Source organism: Pseudoalteromonas sp. 2CM32C, from assembly GCF_023161925.1.
Classification (GTDB): Bacteria; Pseudomonadota; Gammaproteobacteria; order Enterobacterales; family Alteromonadaceae; genus Pseudoalteromonas; species Pseudoalteromonas marina.
On the sequence record NZ_JALNTI010000003.1, the window covers coordinates 136,290 to 153,205 of the forward strand.

Consider the following 16,916-nt stretch of genomic DNA (forward strand, 5'->3'; position numbering starts at 1 on the left):
TACTTTTTATTAATTAGCGCCTTTGAAAGTAGGGGTATTGATAAAAATATACTACGCTTTAATTATAAACTAGTACGTTATAGCTTTAGGTGTAGTAGATGCATGATTTAAAAATCAATATTCTTATTATTGATGACGACGAACTGCTGTTACGTGCGTTAATACGCACGCTTAACCGTTTATGCCCCAGTGCTCATGTGTGCACAGTTCAAGTTGCTACTCAATTTGAACAGCAAATAAATAACAACGCCTTACCTGATATTATTTTTTGTGATTCGATGATGCAACTTCCCACGGGGAAAAACGTTTTAGAACAAGCTAAAGAGCTCTGCCCATCTGCGCTTAGGTGTTTATTAACAGGTGATATGAGTGGAAATTACCAGCTACAATTAAATAATGTAATCCATTTTCACCTAGTTAAGCCTTTTGCTCAGTCACATTTAGAGAGCGTAATAAATAGTGCTGTTGTTTTAAAAACACTACCTATTAGCAGTGAGCATCGCGTTATTTTAGGGCAACTCTCTGAGCTTCCGTTTTTAGGTGAGGTAACGCAAAACCTACTCAATGAGCTCAATAAAAGCGAGCCTAATATTTCTATTTTAGAAAAAGATGTTAGGCACGATCCTTTACTGGCTGGTAAGGTTTTACAAATTGCTAATTCGGCTTTTATGGGGTTTGATAGTAGCACCTCAAGTGTAAAAGAAGCGATTGTGAGGATTGGCTTAATAAACCTTAGAGCAATTGTGGTTTTTTCAGAGTTATCTCATCAGTTACTTAGTAAAAATAAACAAAAAGCAATTAATCACCTAATAGACAAAGGTTATAAAAAAGCAGAGTTATCGCAATCGTTAGCAAAATATATAAAGCAAGATCGTCAAACTCAATTACTCGCATGTGCTGTAGGGTTATTAAGTGTTATAGGTGAGTTAATTATAACGAGTGATCCTCATGGCGACTTAGATAACGAAGTTGTACCTAAGTTTGTGTTAAGTGCTTATTTACTAGCGCTTTGGGGGTTTGACCAAAAAATAGTCGACGCGCAATTGATTGATGAATTACCCTCAAAAAAAAGCATATCATTAACCGTGATTCACATAATTGTTGAACATATGTTTTGCAATAATGCGTTGAACTTTAATCTTGAAGAGTTTGATTTTATAGATGACTTAGCGCTATTTCCCGACATAGAGCAATGGTGGTTAAGTAATAAATAAGGATAAAACATGAAAGGCATAATTTTTAGAGGCTTAGAGGCACTGGTTATTGAAAAGTGCGGTATGGCGGCATGGGATGAGTTACTTGAAAAAAACGCCCCTGATGGCCGTGTGTATATTTCTGCACAAAGTTACCCAGATGAAGAGATAATTGGTTTAGCCCAGGATGTAGCGACAGCCCTATCGATGACTATGCCCGAAGTATTAAAAGCATTTGGTGAGTATTTGTTTGGCCACTTAAACAGAAGCCACCCAACGGTTGCGAAAGGCTTTAATAGTTTTGCAGAGTTAATAATGGGGATTGATAAGGTCATTCATGTTGAAGTCGCTAAGCTATACCATGAACCAAACCTACCAGAAATAGAGTCTAAACTGATTGAAGATGGATTTATTTTAATGCATTACCGTTCTAAAAGGCAGTTATGTATGTGCGCAGAAGGGCTTATTTATGGTGCGGCTTCGCACTACGGTATTGATGTTTCTTTAAACCATGTTGAATGTATGCACGACGGCTGCGACAAGTGCGTTATTGAAGTGAAGTATGAGGCTTTAAATGGCTGAAGACGACTATAACTACAAAAAAGCGTATTTGCGTGAAAAAGCGGCAAGAGATCAGTTAGAAGTTTTACTTGAAGATAAAACACGTAAGTTATTTTGCGCTAATCAAGAGTTAAAAGAAAAGCTGAGCATGCTAAAAAGCCAGCAGGTAACCATAATGCAAACCGATAAAATGGCAACACTCGGTACGTTATCGGCAGGCGTAGCACATGAAATAAATAACCCGCTTGCTTATGTAATGAGTAATGTAGAAAGCATCAAGTACTTTAAACCAACACTTCATTCATTAATGCAGATATCTAAGCAGTTTATAGATAAGTCTATCTCGGCTTCAGAGCTTGAAGCACAATTGGTTAAGCTCGACCAAGAAACGAATATAGATTTTATTTTAGAAGATTTAGATGAACTGCTCGGCGACACTCATGAGGGACTTCAACGTATCGCTGCCATAGTAAATAATTTGCTTAACTTTGCCAGACCGAAAAATAACTTATTGGCTATGGCTGATATTACTGAGTCATTAAATGGTGCCATTAAGTTACTCGCCAATCAGCTAAAAAGTTGTCAGGTGGAATGTGATTATGAAGAGCTGCCATTGAGTTATTGTAATTTATCGGCAATTAACCAAGTGTTTGTAAATATATTGCTAAATGCAAAGTATGCGTGTGATTTAGTTGATGGCAAGCAAGGTAAAATAGTCATCAAGTTATTTTCAGACGAAAAAAATATTTATATTGAAATTGCAGATAATGGCTGTGGAATGGACGAGCAAACTAAAAGCCATATTTTTGAACCTTTCTATACAACAAAACCAGTAGGGAAGGGAACGGGGATGGGAATGGCCATCGTTTATAACGTGCTAAAAGAGCATAATGGTTCAATTGAGGTAGAAAGTGAGCTTGGCGAAGGTACGCTAATGCGCTGTACTATGCCAATAACATTAATGCCGGAATCATCGTTAAACTAATTATATTGGCGCAGAATAAACCCAAGCACACTTAAAAAACTATAGATTAGCGCTATTTATAAAATGAATTAAGCTACTTCACACCCTGGGGACTAATAATGACATTAAGATTTTTTGTAATAATAGGTACCTTAATCTTAATGTGCTTTGTAACTAGTTTATTGGTTAGCTATCGATACTTTTTTACGTTACCAACTATAAATGAAAACATTAAAGACTACCAAAATAGAGAGCTATTGAGCCTAGAAATTGCTTTAAACAGAGAGTTTGTTTTCTTAAAAACCATAAATTACGATTATGCGGTGTGGGATGACTCTTACGATTACATGACGAGCTTTGATAAAGACTATATTGAGTCAAATTATGTGGACGATACCTTTAAATCACTCAAAATAGATGGTGTATTTATTTACGACATGAACTTTAAACAAGTTTATGGGCATACTTTTGATTACATTCAGGAGCAATCCTTTGAGCTGCCAGAATTTGATCTAAATACTCATTTACCTAACCGTACTATCCTACCTTATAAAAAAAATACGTCAGAACGCTTCGGTTTTTTAAGAACAGAGCATGGCCCTGTTATGTTTGCATCGCACGCAATACAACGAACAAATAAAACAGGAGAGCCTGTTGGTAGTATTGTTTTTATTAAAAAAGTAAGGAAATCACAAGTTGCTATGATGGCAGAAGTAGCACAAGTAAAACTTAGCTACTCAATAATAAATGACGATAGCGCAACACAAAATTTACTTGTTTTAAATGGTGGAATCCAAAATGAGGGAATAGCCACTGAGCGACAAAGAATATTGCTAGACATAAATGGTAACCCCTTATTGACAATGAATATTGAGCATCACCATCAAAGGTTGCCTGTGTTATTTGACTTGTATTTAATTATTATTTTAATAATGTTTTTTGTAGCCTCTTTAATAGGTTTTTTTGTTGTTAATCGTTTTTTTATTACACCATTAATTAATGGTGCATCGGCAATCAATTTAATGTTACTTAAAAATGACCTTCAACCGCTTCATTTTAAAAATCAGTTTTTAGAAATGCGTGTACTTATAAATGGTTTTAATTCCTTAATAAAAGAGGTCAAAAAACAAAACGAACAACTTGAAAAAATAAGTAAAATAGACGAGTTAACGCAAATTTATAACCGACGTGCCTTTGAAGAAATTTACACATTACAGTGGCATGATGCCCACAATCAAAAAACAACGTTGGGATTAATGCTAATTGATGTTGATTACTTTAAGTTGTACAACGACTTTTATGGTCATCAAGAAGGAGATTGTGCCTTACAAGCACTATGTCGTGTTTTAAAAGAAACCGCCCAATCAAATAATGGTATAGCAGCACGCTATGGAGGTGAGGAATTTATACTGCTGTTTAACCAGCTTTCGTTTGAGCAATTTGAACTAATATCTCAACAATTACGAAAAAATGTAAATGCGCTTAAACTACCTCACAAAGGCTCTAAAGTAAGTGATGTTTTAACTATAAGTGTAGGCTGTGCTTTTGCAACGGCAAAGGCTATGGATAATGAAAGCATCACAGCCAAATCATTAATTAAAGATGCAGACGTTATGCTGTACGAGGCAAAAAACACCGGAAGAGATAGAGCCTTAATTAAATCAATATAATTAAACCACCATCGCGAATTGTTACTATTAATGCTAAAAGTTTAATACATATTACGTTGCGCTAAACTTCTTTTCCTCCATGTTGCTCGGCTAAATCATCAAGCTCGGCAATGGTATAATCGAAGCCTGTTTCGTCGTAATCATAGCTTACTTTTACGCTATCACCTCCATTAAAAAGACGTGTTTTAACATCGTTCACTGGCCAGTTTTTTAACTCATGTAAAAAACGGTTGGCCACTTGCGATGATTCAAAACGATAACTAATTTCTGTTTTCATGTGTGAGTCTCTGGCTGTTTAACCCCCGTAGTTTGTGCAATTTTGAACGTTAGTCAAGTTTCGATTACAAAAAATAAAAGGAAAAAATGTAAATTTTGTGTTTCAATTAATGCATTAAACTAAGTAGGCAATTGCTTACTTAAACCAAAATATCATGGCGATTTAACATGCATTATAAATTAGTTTTGATAGTAAGCTCAGTCTTTTTTCTTAGTGCCTGCGGTGGTTCTGGCTCAGATGATACCCCAACCGTTAATGGTAACAAGCTTCCTTCTTTAACCCTGTCGGGCTTACCCAGTGATATCACAAAAAGCCAAACTATTGAGCTAAAAGCAACAGCCAGCGATGCTGACGGCAGCATCGCAAGTGTAATTTGGCAACAAACTTCGGGGCCTACGGTGTTAAGTGAGCCAGTAAACGCAAGCTCAGTTAGCGTTAAATTGGCTGATGCACTAACTTACACGCCTTCAGAGTATGCGTTTAATGTTACCGCGACCGATAACGAAGGGGCCACTACCGTTAAAACGGTCAATTTTTTTGCCCGCAATAGCATGAATGCATTTTCTGCAGCTCGGTTGTTGCATCAAGGAAGCATGGGGCCAACGCTTGTAGAAATACAAAACGCGCAAGGCCAAAGTGAGCTGCAATGGCTTGATGCCCAACTGGCATTGCCCATTAACTATCATCGTGACTATATGGTGTTTACTAATGATGATGAAGATTTTAGGTATATAAGCCGAATAGACGCGTGGTGGAAAGCCGTAATGCAAAGCGACGATCAACTCCGCCAGCGCGTGGCCTTTGCGCTGAGTGAAATACTTGTAGTGTCTGATCTCAATAACGATTTACGCTCTCAGCCTGAGGGCATGGTGACATATTATGATTTATTGCTTACTCATGCATTTGGTAATTTTCATGATTTACTTGAGGCGGTAACTTTATCGCCAATCATGGGCACTTACCTTAGTCATTTGGGTAACGAAAAGGCTGATGATGCACTTAATATTCGCCCCGATGAAAACTATGCCCGTGAGGTTATGCAGTTATTTACTATCGGGCTTGATGAGCTAAACCAAGACGGTACCGCTAAATTAGACGCTAACGGTAATACTATTGCAACGTATGGCCAAGCAGAAATAGAAGGGTTTGCTCGTGTATTTACAGGGTGGACATTTGCAGGCAGTGAAACATTTAAGCGCAAAAGTCGTGATTATGTTGCGCCTATGCAAGCATTTGAAGAGTACCATTCACAAAAGCAAAAAACGTTATTAAACGGCGACATTATTCCCCAAGGGTATAGTGCGCAAGAGTCGTTACAACTAGCGATTGATAATTTATTTAACCATCAAAATGTAGCGCCTTTTATCAGTAAGCAGTTAATACAACGACTAATTACATCAAACCCTACACCGCAATATGTAGAGCGAATTGCCAGTGTGTTTAATGATAATGGCGAAGGCGTTCGAGGTGATCTAGCAGCAGTAGTAAAAGCTATATATTTAGATGATGAAGCTCGTCATTATGGCAGTGTATTGAGCTACCAAGGTAAAATAAAAGAACCGCTTCTTAAAACAGTCCAATTTTGGCGAAACCTAAACGCAAGGTCACCCGAAGGTTATTACAAAACATGGAATTTAGTTGACCGATATGGGCAAGGGCCTATGCAGTCGAGTTCGGTGTTTAACTTTTTTAGACCTGACTACCAGCCTGCTCAGTTGCGAACAAATTCATTAGTGGCTCCTGAGCTACAAATAGCCGGCGATGCAACGATTATAGGCACCATGAACGAGCACTTTGCCGATTTGGTGTGGAGTACTGCCGAGGCGCACACCGATTTAAATCCAAGCGGTATTTATGTTTACATCATTAACGATATGAATACCTTGCAAAGCAATGGGGTTAACTACTTACTCGATCAATACAACGTACTGTATTTTGCAGGCTCTATGAGTAGCGACACACGCCAAGCATTATTAGATTTAGATGCTTATTTTGATGACGATCAATATCGCGAACGGGTATCGTATTTACTTTATATGATTGCTATTTCACCTGAATTTAATTTGCAGTATTAGGAGAGACATAATGAGCATTAATAGAAGGCAATTTTTGTCGTTATGTTTAAAAGGCGGTGTATCGGCAGCCGCACTGACTAGTTTGCAACTACAAGCGCTTACAGGCTCTGTTAATGCAGTTGAACTAGGCGACTACAAAGCACTAGTATGCATTTTTTTATACGGCGGTAACGATTCACTCAACATGTTGGTACCCCTTGAAGGTGAGCAGCGTAGCTTGTACGAACAAAGCCGACAAAATTTAGCTGTTGCATCGCCAATTACTTTAAATACTGCAACCCAATTTGCAGGTGGTGTAGGGTTGCACCCATCATTGTCGCCTATTCAACGTGTTTTTAATGAATCTAATTTAGCGTTTGTTGGTGGGGTGGGTACCTTGCTTGCGCCAACAAGTTATAACGATTACAAAAATAATGCAGTGGCATTACCTAAGCACTTATTTTCTCATAATGATCAGCAAGCATCTTGGATGTATGGCCGTGAAAAACAGTCGCTGAACAGTGGTTGGGGAGCACGTTTGTTAGAGCGCTTAAATCAGCAGGATCAGTTTGCTGCCAATGTGTCGTTAGATGGAACGAATCTGTGGCAAACAGGCAGCCAAACAAAAGCGTTTACACTAAATAAAAGTGGGATTAGTCGTATAAATGCATTTGGCGGTTATCAACCACGCACAGACCACGTAACTAACATTATGAGTCGTATAATGGGCAATACTCATCATCCGCTTAGTGATGCTTATGCAAAAAGCTTTAATTCGGCTATTAACAATACTCAAACTATGAACAATGCGTTAGAGACAGCCCCAGAGCTGATAACACCATTCAGCGATTCTAGTGTTTCTCAGCAATTGGCCGCAGTGGCAAAAGCAATTAGTGTGCAGTCTACTTTAGCAACACAGCGCCAAGTGTTTTTTGTTTCAATGGGCGGGTTTGACACCCACGACAACCAATTAGAAACCCACCCGCTTTTGTTAAATTCATTAGCGCAAAGCTTGAGCGAATTTAATAGCGCAATGCAAGAGCTAAATATGGCAGACAAAGTAACGACCTTTACGATGTCGGACTTTGGTAGAACGCTGACCTCAAATGGTGATGGCACCGATCATGGTTGGGCTGGCAATCAACTAGTAATGGGAGGAGCGGTTAAAGGAGGTGATATCTATGGTGAATTTTTAACGCAGCATTTAGACGGCCCGCAAGACGTTGGCAGTGGCAGGCTCATCCCAAGCGTGGCAAATGAGCAATACTTTGCCTCATTGGCGCAATGGTTTGGCGTTCCATCATCTGAATTGAGCGATATTTTTCCTAATCTTACTAACTTTGATCGCACAACATTGGACTTTTTTATGTAATTAGTTGCTAATGGTAAACCAAAATCAAGCACGTGCAGTATAAGTGCTGTTTACAAAATAACAATTACACACAAAATGGAGCACAATAATGAAGATTTTAGTCAGCTTGGTGAGTTTAATCGCCTTTTTACTGGTTGTATTACCTGGCCCTTTATACAAGTTTGGCGTGGTTGATTTAGGCCTTGCTTTTACAGGCTTTAGATACGGCGTGTATGTGGGTGGTGCAGCACTTGTTTTACTGCTAGTACAGTTAATATTTATGCGTAAAACCGCTTCATTTGGTAGTGCTATCGTTGCTGTAGTATTTTCTGTGGTTGCTATTGCTATGCCGCTTAACATGATGAATAAAGCTAAAAGTGTGCCGCCAATTCATGATATTTCGACCGACTTGGTTAACCCGCCTAAATTTGTTGCTATTGCACCACTTCGCGCTGACGCACCAAACCCAGTTGAATATGCAGGGGAAGAAACCGCGGTACAACAACGTAAAGCTTACCCAGAACTAACAACCCTTAACTTTGCGCAGTCGCAAAGTGATTTAATTGCAGCAACTGAGCAAGCAATTAAAAATTTAGGCTGGGAATTGGTAAGCGCTAATAAATCACTTGGTTTAATAGAAGCAACAGACACCACAACGTGGTTTGGTTTTAAAGATGATGTTGTTGTTCGTATTGTTGATGAAGGTACTGAGCGCTTTGTTGATATAAGGAGTAAATCACGTGTTGGTCGCAGCGATTTAGGTAAAAATGCCGATCGCATTAATACTTTAATTGACGAAATTAACGCAGAGCTTACTAAGTAGCACTGCTTTAAATAGTAGTATGTGATTGAGCCCAAATAATATTTGGGCTTTTTTGTGGCTGCTTTTCAGTTTGTATTCACTCCTCAAAGTACATACTCAATGCGTTTTAAATTTTTAAACAACTATGGAGTTATGATGAAAACAGTAGGATATGCAGCAAAAAGCCAAGGGTCTGAGCTTACAGAGTTTGAGTTTGAACGCCGCGATTTACGAAATAACGATGTAGAAATTGAAATTTTATACTGCGGAGTGTGCCATTCAGATTTACACGCCGTCAGAAATGATTGGGGCGGTGTAAAATACCCACTCGTTCCAGGCCATGAAATTGTTGGCAGAGTTAAGTCGGTTGGTAGCGATGTTAAAAAATACAAACAAGGTGACACCGTTGGCGTAGGCTGTATGGTTGATTCATGTAAAAGCTGTGATCAGTGCGACAATAATGAAGAGCAATTTTGCCGTGAGGGCATGGTTGGCACTTATGCCGGTAAAGACAGAGAAACCGGTGAAATGACCCAAGGCGGGTACTCTAAGCATGTTGTAGTTCGTGAAGAGTTTGTACTTTCAATACCAAAAAGTTTAGATCTCTCACGCGTAGCACCGTTGTTATGTGCAGGTATTACTACGTATTCCCCACTACATAAATGGGGCGTTAAAAAAGGCAGCCGAGTTGCAGTTGTAGGCCTGGGTGGCTTAGGTCATATGGCGGTAAAAAATGCCGTAGCAATGGGGGCTGAGGTAACTGTTGTTGGCCGAAGCGAATCTAAAAAAGAGGATGCTGTTAAACTTGGTGCCCAGCATTACTTGGTTTCAACAAATGATGACGAAATGAAAGAGTCACAGTCAGCATTTGATGTGATCATTGATACAGTGCCTGTTAAGCACGACCTATCAATTTATACACCGCTATTAGACATAGATGGAGCATTAATTATTGTTGGTCAAGTGGGGCCTGTTGAAGAGTTAAATACAGTGCCATTATTAATGGGACGACGTCAGGTTGCAGGTTCACTTATAGGGGGTATAGCAGAAACTCAGCAAATGCTCGATTTTTGTGGTGAAAACAATGTATTGCCTGAGTGTGAAATGATTAACATTGACGAAATTAACACCGCATACGAACGTATGGAAAATTCAGATGTACGTTATCGTTTTGTCATTGATATGGCGTCGTTAGATTCGTAAAAATTTATTGATATGAAAGTAAAAGAGCGGCTTATCAGTCGCTCTTTTTGTGTTGTGATTAATTAACTGTGTTTAAATCGGGTGACTTATTAAGTTGTAGATAGCTCAGCAACCACATTCCTAAGCCACCTAAAAATAATGCCGCAGCGACATAGCCAGTTTGATTTGGCGCAGCCCCTTTGGCAATAGCGATTCCACCTACCCACGGGCCAATTGCGTTTGCTGTATTAAATGCACATTGAACTAATGCGCCTATCATCGCGTGACCCTCAGGTGCTACATCCATGAGTAGGCTTTGAATTAATGTCGCTAAACCGACACTACAACCGATGAAAAAAATAACCGCATAAAGCACCCAAATATTATAACTTGCCGTAACATAAGCAAATGCAAAAATAATGGTGCATACTAGCGCAAAGCCTGTCGTTTTTATTGCCGACTTATCTGCAGCTTTTCCTAAAACGTAATTACCCAGTGTACAGCCAATGCCAAACATTACCATTGCCACCGAGATAGTATAAGGCGCTGTATTTGTTACATCTAAAATGGTGTCAGCAATGTAGGTATAAATACAAAAAACACCACCAAAGCCAATAATAACAATGCCTAGAATTGACCATACGAGCTTGTTTTTGAGCACACCAAACTCGTTTAATAAGTTAGAGGGTTTAGCGTTGTCTATGTTGGGCACGACTTTATAAACTAAAATAAATGCAACAAAAGCAATCGCTGCAGCACCAGCTAAACAGTAACGCCAACTTAAATTTTGGCCTACCAATGTTACAACGGGCACACCAACAATAGTTGCAATGGTTAATCCCATAAATACTTTTGACATAAAGCTGGCTCGTTTACCTTGTGGCGCAATATCAGATGCAAGCAAAATGGCAGCACCAAAATAAGCGCCATGAGGCAATCCACTCAAAAACCTAAATATAATTAACTGCTCTAACGACGTAGCCAATGCACTAAGCCCATTAGATACACACATTAAACTTAAAAAAATCAGCAGTGCTTTTCGTTTTCGCATATTAGCCGTTGAAAGCATTAACACAGGTGCACCAACCACTACGCCTATAGCATACGCGCTTATAGCATAACCACTTTGAGAAGGTGTAGTACCAAATGTTTCGCTTATAAGGGGCAACATTGGCATCATCGAAAATTCAGATAAACCTAAAATAAAGGTGCCTAACGCCAGCACAATTAAAATAGCCGTTTTATTTAGCTGGTTGGGTATAGATGTGACATCAGGTTTCATAAACCCCCTTTGAATTTGATGTTTAAATATAAAAAAGTAACGCCAGAACAAAAAAGCACTATGGGTTATAAATGTAAAAAATTATGAAATGAATATAGAAAAACTTGAGGCATTTAGTTTAAGTGAAGCGGTAGGCTAAGTCATTAGATAGAGTTAAATAAATACGATTTATATTATTTAATGTTTGTGGGCATAGCTGTTGGATGCAATTAAAAAACAGTGGAAGCTACGTAAAATTGTTTTTTTAGTGGTGCGGATATAAGTGCCAGCGTTTATGCTGGCACAATTTTATTAGCGTATTATTTTAGGCTTTCTGCAAAAAACTCAGCCATTTTTGTGTAGAAATCAGTGATGTTTTTAGGTTGATGAAATCCATGTCCTTCATCTCTAACCATTGACTCATATGGATAGCCTATTTTATCAAGCGCTGATGTTAATGCTTCATATTGTTCCATAGGAACCCTTACATCGTCCTCGCCATGGGCAATAAACAGCTTGGCTTTAATTTTATCAACATTAAATGAAGGAGAGCGAGCTTGCATATCTTCCATGTCGGTACCATGAACCATGTCTAAATACTTTCGACCTGACTCTCTGGTGGGGATATCGCCGCTTTCTTTCATTTCTGGAATTGAATATACACCCACATAACCAATTGCACACTTATAAAGGTCTGGCTCTCTAATAACGCCCATTAACGTAGTGTAACCACCGTAGCTACCACCATAGATACATATTTTATCTTTATCTATTATCCCTTCATTAATAGCCCAGTAAGTGGCATCGGTAACGTCGTCTTGCATTTCGCGTCCCCATTTTTTATAACCACTTTCCTCAAACTCGCTGCCATAGCCACCAGAGCCTCTAAAGTTTACTTGAAGCACAGCGTAACCTAATGAAGCCATGTACTGAGTTTCAGGGTTGTATTGCCAGAAATCTCTAGGTCCATGTGGGCCGCCATGCAAGTAAACAATTGCAGGTAAGTTTTTATCAGCAGCTCCTTTTGGTATGGTTAAATAGCCGTTTAATTCAACGCCATCTCTTGCTTTTATTTTAAAAGGTTCAGTCATAGAGAGGCTTTTTTTATCTATCTGAGGAGCACTTGAGGCAATAAAAGTAGCTTTTTTATTTTTAGTATCGTACAAGTAAAAAGTAGTTGGCGAATTGTCTGCTTCTACAGAAAAGACAGAGAGACCTTTTTCTTTAGAGTGGCTTGTAAATTGTAATCGGTAATTTTTAAAAGTATCACTTAGCTCTTTAAATATCGCATTTTCACCCTTTGCATCAAAGTATTGATATTGAGGGTAATCAGGGTCAAACGTAGCCCCTATAACATCTCTGTTAGGGCCAAATATTGGCGTTGTAATATTAACACTGTCATTTGCCGCTAAAAGGGTAAGTTCTTCATTTTCAAAGTTAAGGCTGTAAATAGCAGTAGTTTTTCTGCCCGAGTCACTCATTAAGAAGGCCTCGTTACCCTCTAGGTTCATACCTAAAAAACCTAGCGCATCTCCTTTTTCATAGCTTAGTTTAGCAAGATTTAAAGACTGCCAATCGCTGTTCACTTTTTTCTTAAAATAAACACTTAAATCGCCTTTGCCAAGCTCTTGCTCTTCATCTTCTTCATAATGAAATGCCAATCTAGGGTTACCCGAAATATCGGTAGTTATACCAAAGACATCGTCTTTGGGTTGGCCGCCTACATAATCCATTTTTCCGTTATAAATATTTAATTTATGAACATTAACGGCAAAGTCATCATTAAAGTGACCTTTGGCGACTAGAATGTTTTCTTTATCATTTGGAAGGGTGCTAATGACTTCTAAAACTGACGTGTTTGAGAATAGAATTTCACGTCTTTTTGAACCATCGTAATTAGCAACAACATAATATGGGCGTCCGCCTTTGGTATCTAAAAAGCCAACTGTTTTAGCTACTGACATCATAAATCTTTCGTCATTTAACCAGGTAACATTACGTATTTTTTGATTTTCACCAAATGCAAATGCGGCCGTTGTTTTTCCTGATTCTCTTTCAAGGATGACCAGCTTTACTTCGGTATCTTCTCTGTAAGTGAGTGAATAATATTTCCCACTAGGTGAAATTTTAACTTGAACGTATCCGCTTTTATCAAAGAAATCTTCTAACGTATTTTTACTATATGAGTTAAAGCTTAATAACAATAAGCATAAAACTATAAGCCTTGTAATTAACATTTTATATCCTTAATTTTTTAGAGTATTTATTAAATATCATGGCTACTTGTTACTTAATATTTAATAACGTAATTCTATTGTTATTTTTATCTTTTTAGAAGTGCTGCTGGATACATTTTACTGGAGATTTGTAACACATTGTAATGTCAATAAAGCCAATCTTTATGTAAAGCTTATTTGACTTGCGGTTGTTTTTGTACAAGTATAGTAAAGTACACTTTACTTTTTGAGAGAGTTAAAAAATGCAAACACAATTAACGTTAAAGCAGCGTCAAAAAATAAACACGACTAATTTAGCTAAGTGGACGCTTATTTGGTTACTATCGCTAGCCATTTGCTCGTTTGGTCCGGTTTTAATTTGGGATCATAATAACGCAATGAGTGGCTTTTTTATTGTCGTAAATGTTGTTGTGGGCATTGCAATGATCATAGCTAATAAACGCAACTTACAGGGGCTTGATGAGTTACAGCAAAAAATACATTTAAGTGCAATGGGTTTTACGCTTGGGGCGGTTGTGGTCGGTGGGCTTGCATATAGTAACTTACAATTAAGTGGCATTATTAGCGTACGGGCTGACATACCTGACTTGATGTTTTTAATGGGCTCAGTGTATTTAATTAGCACCTACATACTTAACAAATGCTACAGCTGTGATGAGGGCGACGAATGAAAAACCGCTTAAAAGTACTCAGAGCTGAGCAAAATCTAACACAGGCTAAACTAGCTGAATTATTAGATGTATCGCGCCAAACCATTAATGCAATTGAAAAAGGTAAGTTTGATCCCAGTTTACCGCTGGCGTTTAAAGCCGCGCGGTTATTTGAATTAAAAATAGAAGATATTTTTGATGATGAATAACGCAGGCATATTTAAAATAAAATGAGCAAAGTGCGACAATTTGTCGCGCTTTTATTCTAGCCTCAAGAATTATAATTAGTCCAACTATTACAGTGGCATAATTATAAAATGGCAGATTTAAGCAACACTCCAAACACATATTTATTAACGCCTTTGGCTTTTTTTATAGGCAGCATATTTTCTTCAGCAGTCTTTGCAGACGACACCTCTTTAGAAGTTATTGAGGTTCATGGACATTCGCAAAATAAACATCTTGCAATTGGTTCTGCAGAATCATTACTAAATGATTTAGGTGTGGATTTTTCTGCTGCAGGTGGGGTGTCTAACTTGCCTATTTTAAATGGCTTGATGGGCGATAGAGTAAAAGTATTAGTCGATGGGGCTGATGTTACAGCGGCATGTGCTAATCATATGAACCCTCCGCTTTCGTATGTTTCTGCTAATCAAATTACGGCTTATCATGTTATTGCGGGTATATCAGCGGTAAGTGCCGGTGGCGATAATATTGCAGGGGTGATAAGCGTAAATACTATTTCACCACAGTATAGCGAAAGTAGTGGCCTAGGGTGGCATTCGGGTTATGTATCGGCTCAATACAACAGCGTAAACAATGCGCGGAAAGTGGGGGTAGGAGCACGTATTGCGAGCAATACCCTGAGTTTTAATTACCAAGGTGCGTTTAGTGATGCCAAAAGTTACGACGACGGAAATGGAGACTTGGTATTAGATACCTTGTATCGCGTGCAAAATCACATGCTATCTGCAGCAATACGAGACGAAAAACAACAGTTTGTTATTAAGCTTACACATCAAAAAATACCTTATCAGGGCTTTGCTAATCAGTATATGGATATGACTGATAATACAAGTTATGGCGCTACTGCTCAGTACAAGCGTGTATTGGAAAACAGTGAGTTGGAAGCCCAACTTAATTGGCATGATGTTAAACACGAAATGGGTTTTTTTAGCCCTGAAAAAACAGGTATGATGCCAATGAATACCGATGCGCGCGATGTAAGCTCTCAAATTAAATGGCGTTTAAACCTTGATAGCAATAGCAGCTTATTACTTGGGCAAGCATTTTATGATTACCGAATTGATGATTGGTGGTCTGCTGTTGAAGGTTCCGCCATGATGGGCCCTAACGATTACATTAATATAAATAATGGTCAGCGTAAGCGTATTGCAGCATTTGCAGAATTTGAGAGCCAAATAAATACTCAGTTGTGGTTAAATTCAGGTATACGTGTTGAGCATGTAAATACTCGTGCTGACGATGTTCAGCCATATAACGAAGGTATGGCAATGATGACTATGAGCGCCATGCCAATGCAGCCTAGTAACGCAAGTGCCGCTGCTGCTTTTAATAGCAAAGAGCACGATAAATCAGACACGGTGGTTGATATTAGTGTATTACTTAATTATCAGCTTACTCATACTGACGAGCTACAGCTTGGTCTTGCTCGCAAAAACAGAGCACCTAATTTGTATGAGCGATACAGCTGGGGTGTGAGCAATATGGCAACCACCATGATTGGTTGGTACGGTGATGGCAATGGCTATATAGGCAACCAAAATTTAGAAGTAGAAACCGCGCATACAATAAGCTCTACTTATATTAAATCGGCTCAAAACGACGACTGGCAAGTAAGTGCTAACATTTGGTATACCAATACATCTGACTACATTGATGCGGACCTCGTCAGGTCTTTCAATCGATTTGGCTTAGAAAACACAGCACGTAACATACTTAAATTTACTAATACGGATGCCGTATTGTATGGGGTTAAGTTAGATTTAGCCGCTAATATTCATCAATCTAAAGCACTCGGTAATTGGCAATTAAATGCCAATATTACTAATACACGTGCAAAGCGAGATGATACCAACCAGCCGCTTTATCAAATAAAACCACTGCATACTAAGCTTGCAATTAACCATCAACTCGGCCGCTTTGAAAATACGCTGTCGTGGCAATGGAATGATGCTAAAACACGCGTCGATAACAACCGATTAGAAAACCAAACCGATAGCTATAACATTGTAAATTTAGGTTCAAAAGCGTCATGGGGCGACTTAACGTTAAGTGCACAAGTGAGTAATTTATTTGACGAGTACTATCAACTACCGCTTGGTGGGGTGAGCATTGCGCAGCTTAAAAAAGGCGAAAGCACTGGTTTTGAGCAGCTCGCAGGGCAGGGGCGTTCGTTTAATATAGGGATGAGTGTCGCATTTTAAGGTGATTATATAATTTACAACTAAGAGCAGGTTACGGCTGCTCTTGGTTTTGTTCAATTTGGGTTGATTGTTCTGCTTGTTGTTCTAGCTTCTCACGATCAGCTTTTGATATATACGCGGGCTTATTACTTTTATGTAATTTAGCGTTAGCGCGTTTGTCTTTCTTTTGAAACTTTGTGACTATTTTTTTACGACGATTCACACTGATTTACCCCAATTATTTTAAGCCGCTTATTATACCGCTATCCATATTAAAGCTGCCATATA

General features: G+C 38.5%; 15 protein-coding genes. 11 read left to right on the forward strand and 4 right to left on the reverse strand.

The window, feature by feature from the left end:
- Positions 1-98: 98 nt before the first annotated feature.
- The 4 genes from MTF67_RS07620 to MTF67_RS07635 all read left to right on the forward strand — a co-directional run bounded on the left by MTF67_RS07620 (position 99) and on the right by MTF67_RS07635 (position 4,388).
- Positions 99-1,214, forward strand: a complete 1,116-nt coding sequence (locus MTF67_RS07620; RefSeq protein WP_248519187.1) for an HDOD domain-containing protein — start codon at positions 99-101, stop codon at positions 1,212-1,214.
- A 9-nt stretch (positions 1,215-1,223) separates the two neighbouring features.
- On the forward strand, positions 1,224-1,775 hold the full coding sequence (locus tag MTF67_RS07625; protein ID WP_006791471.1) for a heme NO-binding domain-containing protein: 552 nt from the start codon (positions 1,224-1,226) through the stop codon (positions 1,773-1,775).
- The gene (locus MTF67_RS07630; RefSeq protein ID WP_008132344.1) at positions 1,768-2,739 is read left to right on the forward strand and encodes an ATP-binding protein; all 972 of its coding nucleotides are present in this window, start codon (positions 1,768-1,770) and stop codon (positions 2,737-2,739) included. The genes MTF67_RS07625 and MTF67_RS07630 overlap by 8 nt, the downstream gene beginning before the upstream one ends.
- Positions 2,740-2,837: 98 nt before the next feature.
- The gene (locus MTF67_RS07635) at positions 2,838-4,388 is read left to right on the forward strand and encodes a diguanylate cyclase (RefSeq protein WP_248519188.1); all 1,551 of its coding nucleotides are present in this window, start codon (positions 2,838-2,840) and stop codon (positions 4,386-4,388) included.
- Between the two features lie 61 nt (positions 4,389-4,449).
- Here MTF67_RS07635 and MTF67_RS07640 read toward each other — a convergent pair whose 3' ends face one another.
- Positions 4,450-4,665, reverse strand: a complete 216-nt coding sequence (locus tag MTF67_RS07640; protein ID WP_006791468.1) for a hypothetical protein — start codon at positions 4,663-4,665, stop codon at positions 4,450-4,452.
- Between the two features lie 167 nt (positions 4,666-4,832).
- Here MTF67_RS07640 and MTF67_RS07645 point away from each other — a divergent pair, with 167 nt between their 5' ends.
- From MTF67_RS07645 to MTF67_RS07660, 4 genes are all read left to right on the forward strand, one after another.
- Positions 4,833-6,740: a DUF1800 domain-containing protein gene (locus MTF67_RS07645; RefSeq protein ID WP_248519189.1), complete on the forward strand. Its 1,908-nt coding sequence runs from the start codon at positions 4,833-4,835 to the stop codon at positions 6,738-6,740.
- Between the two features lie 10 nt (positions 6,741-6,750).
- Positions 6,751-8,091 carry a DUF1501 domain-containing protein gene (locus MTF67_RS07650; RefSeq protein ID WP_248519190.1) on the forward strand — a complete coding sequence of 447 codons (1,341 nt, stop codon included), beginning with the start codon at positions 6,751-6,753 and terminating at the stop codon, positions 8,089-8,091.
- Positions 8,092-8,179: 88 nt separating this feature from the next.
- Positions 8,180-8,893: a DUF1499 domain-containing protein gene (locus tag MTF67_RS07655; protein ID WP_248519191.1), complete on the forward strand. Its 714-nt coding sequence runs from the start codon at positions 8,180-8,182 to the stop codon at positions 8,891-8,893.
- Between the two features lie 135 nt (positions 8,894-9,028).
- Positions 9,029-10,075, forward strand: a complete 1,047-nt coding sequence (locus MTF67_RS07660) for an NAD(P)-dependent alcohol dehydrogenase (protein ID WP_282447136.1) — start codon at positions 9,029-9,031, stop codon at positions 10,073-10,075.
- Between the two features lie 58 nt (positions 10,076-10,133).
- Here MTF67_RS07660 and MTF67_RS07665 read toward each other — a convergent pair whose 3' ends face one another.
- Both MTF67_RS07665 and MTF67_RS07670 read right to left on the reverse strand, forming a co-directional pair.
- Positions 10,134-11,336: an MFS transporter gene (locus MTF67_RS07665; protein ID WP_248519193.1), complete on the reverse strand. Its 1,203-nt coding sequence runs from the start codon at positions 11,334-11,336 to the stop codon at positions 10,134-10,136.
- Between the two features lie 299 nt (positions 11,337-11,635).
- Complete coding sequence (locus tag MTF67_RS07670; protein WP_039037761.1) at positions 11,636-13,552, reverse strand: S9 family peptidase; 1,917 nt, start codon at positions 13,550-13,552, stop codon at positions 11,636-11,638.
- Positions 13,553-13,794: 242 nt separating this feature from the next.
- Between MTF67_RS07670 and MTF67_RS07675 the strand changes: the two genes are divergently transcribed.
- From MTF67_RS07675 to MTF67_RS07685, 3 genes are all read left to right on the forward strand, one after another.
- Positions 13,795-14,223, forward strand: a complete 429-nt coding sequence (locus MTF67_RS07675; protein WP_248519194.1) for a hypothetical protein — start codon at positions 13,795-13,797, stop codon at positions 14,221-14,223.
- On the forward strand, positions 14,220-14,411 hold the full coding sequence (locus tag MTF67_RS07680) for a helix-turn-helix transcriptional regulator (RefSeq protein ID WP_006791459.1): 192 nt from the start codon (positions 14,220-14,222) through the stop codon (positions 14,409-14,411). Before MTF67_RS07675 ends, MTF67_RS07680 begins: the two co-directional genes overlap by 4 nt.
- A gap of 108 nt (positions 14,412-14,519) precedes the next feature.
- Positions 14,520-16,649 (forward strand): TonB-dependent receptor, encoded by a 2,130-nt coding sequence (locus tag MTF67_RS07685; protein WP_248519195.1) that lies wholly within the window; start codon positions 14,520-14,522, stop codon positions 16,647-16,649.
- A 31-nt stretch (positions 16,650-16,680) separates the two neighbouring features.
- On the opposite strand, the gene MTF67_RS07690 is transcribed toward MTF67_RS07685, so the two are convergent.
- Positions 16,681-16,851, reverse strand: coding sequence for a DUF2986 domain-containing protein (locus tag MTF67_RS07690; RefSeq protein WP_074210153.1), 171 nt, complete (start codon positions 16,849-16,851; stop codon positions 16,681-16,683).
- Between the last annotated feature and the right edge of the window lie 65 nt (positions 16,852-16,916).